This is a genomic window from Streptomyces similanensis (assembly GCF_039543625.1).
GTDB classification, from domain to species: domain Bacteria; phylum Actinomycetota; class Actinomycetes; order Streptomycetales; family Streptomycetaceae; genus Streptomyces; species Streptomyces similanensis.
On sequence record NZ_BAABKC010000110.1, the window covers coordinates 24,893 to 32,599 of the forward strand.

Below are 7,707 nucleotides of genomic sequence, written 5' to 3' on the forward strand. Positions count from 1 at the left end.
GCTGGCTGACGGTCCCCGTCACCGACTCGTAGACGAATCGTCTCCGTTTCCGGGACGCAAAGGTGCCAAAGGCCGAGTCTAACGGGGCTGAGCGGACTCGAAGCGCCCGTGGGTCCTCGGCGGGTGGTCAGAGCAGGTGCGCCGGGGTGCCCACGGGCAGGGTAAATCGGAACTGCGCGCCGCCGCCGGGGGCGCGTCCGACGGTGATGGCGCCGCCGTGCGCCTCGACGATGCCCTTGACGATGTAGAGCCCGAGGCCGGTGCCGCCGCGCTTGCTGCCCCGCCAGAAGCGGGTGAAGACGCGGTTCATGGACTCCTCCGGGATGCCGGGCCCCTCGTCGCTCACGGTGACCGACGTGGCTGCGTGCGCCGCGTCGTCCCCTTCCCGGGGGGACGCCGCGGGCGTCACGTCTATGGTGACGGTTCCCTCGCCGTGGCGCACCGCGTTTTCGATCAGGTTGCTCAGCACCTGGTCGATCTTGTCGGGGTCGGCCCACAGGTCGGGCAGCGGCTGCTCCACCCGGACCAGGAACCGGTCGGCGGGCTGCCCGGCGGCGACGTAGGCCTGGACGTGCCGGCCGACGGCGGCGCCGATGTCGACGAGCTGGCGGCGCACCTCCAGACGGCCGGAGTCGATGCGGGAGATGTCGAGCAGTTCGGCGATCAGCCGGGTGACGCGGTCGGCGTCGGCGTCGACGGTCTCCAGCATGAGGCGCTTCTGGTCGTCGGTGAACCTCTCCCACTTGGCCAGCAGCGTAGCGGTGAAGCCCTTGACGGAGGTGAGCGGCGAGCGCAGCTCGTGCGCCACGGTGGCGATCAGCTCGGCGTGGCTGCGCTCGGTGCGGCGGCGGGCCTCGGTGTCGCGCAGGCAGACGACGACCCGGCGGACCGGCCCGGCGGGCCGGGCGCGGACGTACGTCGCCGTGACGAGGACCTCACGGCCGCCGGGCAGCAGCAGGTTGCGCTCGGGCTGGCCGGCGCGGATGGCGAGGCCGCCGTAGGGGTCGGTGAGCTGCCACCAGCGCCGCCCCTCCAGGTCCTCCAGCGGCAGCGCCTCCTCCAGCGGGCGGCCGAGGGCCTGCTCGGCGGGGGTGGCGGTGATGCGGGCGGCGGCGGCGTTGAACCGGACGACCCGGCCGTCGGGGCCGGCGATCACCAGTCCGTCGGGCAGTTCGTCGGGGTCGACGCCCGGATCGCGCGCGGGGGCGGGGCCGCCGGGCCGGGGCACGGACGGTTGGTGCGCGGCGTGCGTGTCCGGTGCGCCGCCGGTGCCGACACTCATCTCCCCGTACCCCACCTCTCAGCCGGTGCAGCAGGCCCCCGAGCTGGTCACCCTACTAGCTGTGGGCGACGGAGCGGCATCCTCCGATGGCGCGCTGGGCACGGGCCGAAGCGTAGAGACATACGGCGGCGGCGGTGGCCAGGTTCAGGCTCTCGGCCTTTCCGTGGATCGGGACGCGTACGACGGCGTCGGCGAGCGCGCGGGTCTCCTCCGGCAGGCCCCAGGCCTCGTTGCCGAACACCCAGGCGGTGGGGCCGCCCATGGTGCCCTTGTCCAGCTCGTCGTCGAGGTCGTCCGCGCCGGCGCCGTCGGCGGCCAGGATGCGCGCCCCGGCCTCCTTCAGTGCGGCGACGGCCCGCTCCACCGGGACGCCGACGGCCACGGGCAGGTGGAACAGCGAGCCGACCGAGGCGCGTACGGCCTTGGGGTTGTACAGGTCCACGGAGGCGTCGGTGAGGACGACCGCGTCGGCGCCGGCGGCGTCGGCGCAGCGCAGCACGGTGCCGGCATTGCCGGGGTCGCGCACGTGGGCGAGGACGGCGACCAGGCGGGGGCGGGCGCCGAGGACGTCCTCGAACGGCGTGTCGAGGAACCGGCAGACGCCGACCAGGCCCTGCGGGGTGACGGTGGTGGAGATGTCGGCGATGACCTCGTCGGCGGCGAGGTGGACGCGGGCGCCGGCGGCGCGGGTCTCGCCGATGATGTCGGCGTAGCGCTCGGCCGCCTCGACGGTGGCGAACAGCTCGACCAGCGTGGCCTGCCCGCCGTGCCGGTGCGCGGCCGCCTCCCGCACGGCCTGCGGCCCCTCCGCGAGGAACAGCCGGTCCTTCCCCCGGAAGTTCCGCTTGGCCAGCCGCCGCGCGGCGCTCACACGCGGGGACCGGGATGAGATCAACTCGGGAGTACCGGAGGACATCCTCTTACCTTCGACAACAGCACGGAGAAGGGACGCGCCCCCGAAAGGGCGCGGGGAACTGCGCGCCCAGCCACAACAAACCCGCAGCCGACCGCCAACCGCAGCCACCCCCAAGGGGCGCGGGGAACTGCGCGCCCAGCCACGACGAACCCGCAGCCGACCAAAAATCCCGCAGCCACCCCAACAACAGGACCCGCAGGCCGTGAGGCGTGCGGGTCCTACAGTCACCGGCTCAAAGCCAGCGCAGCGTCACGCGGCCTTCGGCGCGTTGACGTCGCTCGGCAGAGCCTTCTGCGCGACCTCGACGAGCGCGGCGAACGCGTTCGCGTCGTTGACGGCCAGCTCGGCCAGGATCTTGCGGTCGACCTCGACGTTCGCGGCCTTCAGACCCTGGATGAAGCGGTTGTAGGTGATGCCGTTCGCGCGGGCAGCGGCGTTGATGCGCTGGATCCACAGCTGGCGGAAGTCACCCTTGCGCTTCTTGCGGTCGTTGTAGTTGTAGACCAGCGAGTGGGTGACCTGCTCCTTGGCCTTGCGGTACAGACGCGAGCGCTGACCGCGGTAGCCGGAGGCCTGCTCGAGGATCGCCCGGCGCTTCTTGTGGGCGTTGACTGCCCGCTTGACGCGTGCCACTTGATTAACTCCTTGTAGCGGGGCCGTGGTGGTGCTCACACGGCCCGGAAACGATTGGGTCCCGGTCCAGACGTGGGGCGCGCCGGATCAGCCGATCGGGCGCCCGCGGCGTCACTTGCCGAGAAGCTTCTTGATCTTCGCGGCGTCGCCCGGGGCCATCTCGGCGTTGCCGGTGAGGCGACGCGTCACGCGGGACGACTTGTGCTCGAGCAGGTGGCGCTTGCCGGCGCGCTCACGGAGCACCTTGCCGGAGCCGGTGACCTTGAAGCGCTTGCTGGCACCGCTGTGCGACTTGTTCTTCGGCATAGCGCCGTTCTCTCCTCGTCGGTGGCGCTCCGGTGCCCGGTCGCGAGAACCGGGCACACGGTGGAGCGTCGCTCTTGTTTCGGTTACATCCTGGGACACGGGTCCCGGGGGTCACGCCTCGGCGTGCTCCTCAGCGGGCTCCTCGGCGAATGCCTCGGCGTGCTCCTCGTCGGGCGCGTCGATGTCCGCGGCGTTCTGCGAGCGGCCCGGGTTGGCCTTCGCGTCGGCCTTGCGGGCCTCCTGCGCCTGGCGGGCCTCGGCCATCGCCTCGGTCTTCTTCTTGTGCGGACCGAGAACCATGATCATGTTGCGGCCGTCCTGCTTCGGGTTCGACTCGACGAAACCGAGGTCCTGGACGTCCTCCGCGAGGCGCTGCAGCAGCCGGTAACCCAGCTCCGGCCGGGACTGCTCGCGACCACGGAACATGATCGTGATCTTGACCTTGTCGCCCTGCTTGAGGAACCGGACGACGTGACCCTTCTTGGTGTCATAGTCGTGCGGGTCGATCTTCGGCCGGAGCTTCATCTCCTTGATGACCGTGTGCGCCTGGTTCTTGCGCGCCTCACGGGCCTTCATGGCCGACTCGTACTTGAACTTCCCGTAGTCCATGAGCTTGCACACGGGCGGACGGGCGTTCGCCGCGACCTCGACCAGGTCCAGGTCGTACTCCTGCGCAAGCTCCAGTGCCTTGGCCAGCGGGACGATGCCCACCTGCTCGCCACTGGGACCGACAAGTCGCACCTCGGGAACGCGAATCCGGTCGTTGATGCGGGGCTCGGCGCTGATGGATCCTCCTCGGTAGCACCACACGGCGGTCTGGCGGACGGCCGCGTACGTCTGTATTCGACTAGACCTAACCGCGCCGAAGCATGAAAAATGCCCCGGACGATCACAGGCGGGGCTCCTCGAACTACCGGAGCGACCGCCGTGAAGTCACGGGGCGCGCTGTTCGGACGGACCGCCGTCTCCGGGACGGGGCCGTCTGACCGGTGACCCGCCGCCCGAGGGGCGGTCAGGTGGGAGTTCGAAAGCCTCCACTTGTGGGCCGGAACGTTAGCGGTGAGGCATACGTGTCCGACCGGTCGTTACACAAGGTTAGCAGGATCGGGCGGGGACGGCCAATCGGGTCCGGCCGGGCCGCGGTGCGGCGCGGGTCCGCGCTGCGCCTATCGTGTGGGGCATGAGTGAGACCCCCGCCGAGCAGCCCTTCGAGCCCTCCCCGGAGAGCCCCGAGAGCCACGAGAACTCCGGCGTCGCCGACTTCGACGCCATGACCCGCGACATCGCGGAGGTCCCCGCGGTCGAGGTGATCGTCACGGTCGCCGTCAACCTGATGAGCGCCGCCGCCGTGAAGCTCGGTCTGACCGAGGAGGGCGACTCGTACAAGGACCTCGACGAGGCCCGCAAGCTGGTGTCCGCGCTCGCCGGTCTGCTGGACGCGAGCGCGACCGAGATCAGCTCCTTCCACGCGGCGCCGCTGCGCGACGGTCTGAAGTCGCTGCAGCTGGCATTCCGCGAGGCGTCGCTCGTCCCGGACGAGCCGGGCCAGGGTCCGGGCGAGAAGTACACCGGCCCGGTCTACGGCTGACCCGCTCCCCCGCTCCCCCGCTCTCCCACTGCGTACGCGGGAGCGCCCGCGCGCGTGCGTACGCACGGACGCCTAGGCGCGTACGTACAAGGGCTCGCCCGGCGGCGTCGCCCCGGCCGGCAGCAGTGCCAGGTCGAGGCCGCGCACCAGGCGGGCCCTCAGCGTCTCGCTGGCCGCCAGCCGGCCGGCGACGGCGCGGGCGATGTCGGCCGGGTCCGCGGCGGCGGCCGGGTCGAGGACCAGGGCGAGGGTGCCGTCGGCCCGTCCGGGGCCGAGGTGGGCGCGCAGCACGGCGGGCTCGTCGGCCACCGCCTCCCGTACGGCCGTGACGACCGCCGGGTCGGCGAGCGGATCGGCCGTCGCCCGGCCCTCGGCGAGCGCGCGCAGCGCCGCCCCGGTCAGTTCGAACGGCACCGGCCCGGCCAGGTCCAGCACCACCGTGTCCGCCCTCTCGTGCGCCGCGGCCTGGAGGGCCTGGTGCAGGGGTACGGCGACGGGGCGGGCGGCCGGGTCCCAGCGGGCCAGCGAGTCGGTGGAGGTGAAGGCGGGCAGCGCGGTGCGCCGGCCGGCCTTCAGCGTCGGCACGGCCATGTCGCTGGTCTTCTCGCGGCGCAGACCCCTCTCGTCCTCCTCCACCTCGCCGAGCACGGCGACGACGGGCACGAGCAGACGGGCGCCCTGAAGGGCCTGGAGCACCGGGTCCACGGCGGTGCGGTCCTCGGCCCAGGCGGCGAGGGCGGTGCTCAGCCGGGGGTCGGCGGAGCCGTCGTCGTCGGAGTAGCCGGGGTCGGGGATGTTCTTGTTCGCCACGTCCCCGAGCCTATCCGGGCGGCTGCCGGCCCCCTCAGGGTCCCTCGGCCCTTCTCCGGTCCCCGCGGCCGCGCCGCCACAGCACCCCGGCGGCGGCCAGCAGCACTCCCCCGGCGCCGCCGGCGAGCGGCCCGGCCCAGTCCCCGGCGGCGTCGTCGCTCCCGGCGGTGTCGGGGCCGGGGCCGAAGTACCGGCCGCCGTAGGCCGTCGTCCGCAGGCCCTCCGGGCGGAGGCGGGCGGCCGCGCCGAGGGCGGCGAGGGGGTCGATCATGCCGTAGCCCCGGGAGTCGTCCCGGCCGCCCACGGGGGCGTCGCGGGCGGTGTCCTCCAGGAGTCTCTTGATCTGCGCGGGCGTGAGACCCGGGTGGGCGGCCCGTATCAGGGCGACGGCGCCGGAGACGAAGGCGGAGGCGGCGCTGGTGCCCCAGCCCTCGTAGTACTTGTGGTCGGGGTCGGCGATGACGATGTCCACGCCGGGCGCGCTGACCGCCGCGTACCAGCGGCGGGTGGAGAAGGCGGCCCGGGTGCCGTAGCGGTCGACGGCGGTCGCGGCGATCACGCCCGGGTAGGCGGCGGGGTAGGAGACGTGGTCGCCCTTGTCGCCGCCGTTGCCGGCCGAGGCGACGACGACGGTGCCCTTCTTCAGCGCGTACTGCACGGCCTCGTCCTCGGCGGGTTCGGGGTGCGCGGAGTCGGAGTCGTCGCCCAGGGAGAGGTTGATGACGTCGGCGCCGTGGTCGGCGGCCCAGCGGATGCCTTCGGCGAGGGCGCCGCCGCGGGTGGTGCGGGCACGGGCGCGGGCGGAGTCGCCGTCCTCCAGGATCACCCGGACGGGGAGGATCTTCGCCTCCGGGGCGACGCCCATGACGCCGTCGGCGTCGCCGGCGCCGTGACCGTGCCCGGCGATGATGCCGGCCATGGCGGTGCCGTGCCGGGCCCAGTCTCGGTCGCCGGGCCGCGCGCCGAAGCCGATGAGGTCCTTGGTGGGCAGGACGTTGCCGGCGAGGTCGGGGTGGTCGGCCTCGACGCCGGTGTCCAGGACGGCGACGGTGACGCCCTTGCCCTTGGTGGTCCGCCAGAGCTGCTGGGTGTGCAGGGCGTCCAGGGCCCACTGCTTGGCGCGGATGCCGTCGGCGTGCGCGACGCCGGCCGGGACGAGGGCGAGGGAGGCGGTGAGGAGGACGCTCAGGGCGGCGCGGCGGCGGGTGCGGGCGGCGGTTCGCGTGCGGGCGGCCGGGGCGGCCGAGGGGTGAGCTGCTGGGGTGGGGGCGGCTGTCACGAGGGCTTCTCCGTGGCCGGGGCGGCGGTCTTGCGGAAGCCTCGTTCGATGCGGTCGGCCAGGCCCTGCGCCTCGTTGCCCAGGCCCGCCTGCGCGGCCGCGGTGGTGGCGCCGGCCCGCATCGCGTCGGCGGCGGGCTGCGGGGCGTCCACGGTGCGGCCGTCGGCCCAGCCGGAGACGGCGTAGACGACCACCGGGGCCTCGGTGAGGACGGAGACGGCCCACGACGCGCGCTGCCGGTCGCCGAAGTCCGCGGCGACGGTGCCGCGGGCCGCGTACGGGCGGGGCACGAGGTCGGTGCGGCGGGCCAGGTCCTCGCCCTTGAAGCGGGCGGCCAGCGCGCTCATCGCCGGGGCGTCGGCCTGGGTGAAGAGCAGGCCGACGGTGGTGACGTAGCTCTGGGTGGCGTCGGTGTAGGTGGCACGCAGCAGGCGGGCGCAGCCGACGGGGTCGAGGGCCTGGCGCAGCAGCGGGTCGAAGGCGTCCGCGCAGCCGCCGTCCGGGGCGACGGCGACCCGGGTCCAGGTGCGGTCGGCGCCGCCGGGGCCAGCGCCGTCGCCCCGGACGGTGGGCGGGAAGAGCTGGTCGACGGGCTCGTTGTGCCACAGGGCGCCGGCGGTGGTGAAGGCGCCGGCCGAGCCGCCGTCCCCGGAGTCCCCGGTGAGCCAGCTGCCGGTCGCGGCGCCGCCGAGGAGCCCGAGGCCGAGGACGACGCAGGCGGCGACCGCCGCCGTCCGCGGCCCCACCCGCGCGCCGAGGGCGCGCGGCCGTCCGCGCTCGTCGTAGCCCTCCGGCTCGCCGAGCGCGAAGTACGCCCGCGGGGCGTCGAGCACGGCGCCGGCCGCGCTCCAGGACAGGGCGGGGTCGGGCGGGGCCACGGGGCCGGCGCCGGG

9 protein-coding genes are annotated in these 7,707 nt (G+C 74.0%); 1 reads left to right on the top strand and 8 read right to left on the bottom strand.

The window, feature by feature from the left end:
- Positions 1–127: 127 nt before the first annotated feature.
- The 5 genes from ABEB07_RS30975 to infC all read right to left on the bottom strand — a co-directional run bounded on the left by ABEB07_RS30975 (position 128) and on the right by infC (position 3,947).
- Complete coding sequence (locus ABEB07_RS30975; protein ID WP_345671366.1) at positions 128–1,282, bottom strand: sensor histidine kinase; 1,155 nt, start codon at positions 1,280–1,282, stop codon at positions 128–130.
- A gap of 55 nt (positions 1,283–1,337) precedes the next feature.
- Positions 1,338–2,198: a TrmH family RNA methyltransferase gene (locus tag ABEB07_RS30980; RefSeq protein WP_345671367.1), complete on the bottom strand. Its 861-nt coding sequence runs from the start codon at positions 2,196–2,198 to the stop codon at positions 1,338–1,340.
- Between the two features lie 249 nt (positions 2,199–2,447).
- Complete coding sequence (gene rplT / locus ABEB07_RS30985) at positions 2,448–2,831, bottom strand: 50S ribosomal protein L20 (protein ID WP_006141703.1); 384 nt, start codon at positions 2,829–2,831, stop codon at positions 2,448–2,450.
- Positions 2,832–2,942: 111 nt separating this feature from the next.
- Positions 2,943–3,137: a 50S ribosomal protein L35 gene (rpmI, locus tag ABEB07_RS30990; protein ID WP_004933563.1), complete on the bottom strand. Its 195-nt coding sequence runs from the start codon at positions 3,135–3,137 to the stop codon at positions 2,943–2,945.
- 111 nt (positions 3,138–3,248) lie between these two features.
- A complete protein-coding gene (gene infC, locus ABEB07_RS30995) occupies positions 3,249–3,947 on the bottom strand; it encodes a translation initiation factor IF-3 (RefSeq protein ID WP_164587569.1) in 699 nt (232 codons plus the stop codon).
- 370 nt (positions 3,948–4,317) lie between these two features.
- Between infC and ABEB07_RS31000 the strand changes: the two genes are divergently transcribed.
- A complete protein-coding gene (locus ABEB07_RS31000) occupies positions 4,318–4,725 on the top strand; it encodes a DUF1844 domain-containing protein (RefSeq protein ID WP_164587570.1) in 408 nt (135 codons plus the stop codon).
- Positions 4,726–4,797: 72 nt separating this feature from the next.
- Here the strand turns inward: ABEB07_RS31000 and ABEB07_RS31005 are convergent, their stop codons facing one another.
- From ABEB07_RS31005 to ABEB07_RS31015, 3 genes are all read right to left on the bottom strand, one after another.
- A complete protein-coding gene (locus tag ABEB07_RS31005; protein WP_345671368.1) occupies positions 4,798–5,535 on the bottom strand; it encodes an SseB family protein in 738 nt (245 codons plus the stop codon).
- 34 nt (positions 5,536–5,569) lie between these two features.
- Positions 5,570–6,724 (bottom strand): type VII secretion-associated serine protease mycosin, encoded by a 1,155-nt coding sequence (gene mycP, locus ABEB07_RS31010; protein WP_345671369.1) that lies wholly within the window; start codon positions 6,722–6,724, stop codon positions 5,570–5,572.
- An 86-nt stretch (positions 6,725–6,810) separates the two neighbouring features.
- Positions 6,811–7,647 carry a hypothetical protein gene (locus ABEB07_RS31015; protein ID WP_345671370.1) on the bottom strand — a complete coding sequence of 279 codons (837 nt, stop codon included), beginning with the start codon at positions 7,645–7,647 and terminating at the stop codon, positions 6,811–6,813.
- Between the last annotated feature and the right edge of the window lie 60 nt (positions 7,648–7,707).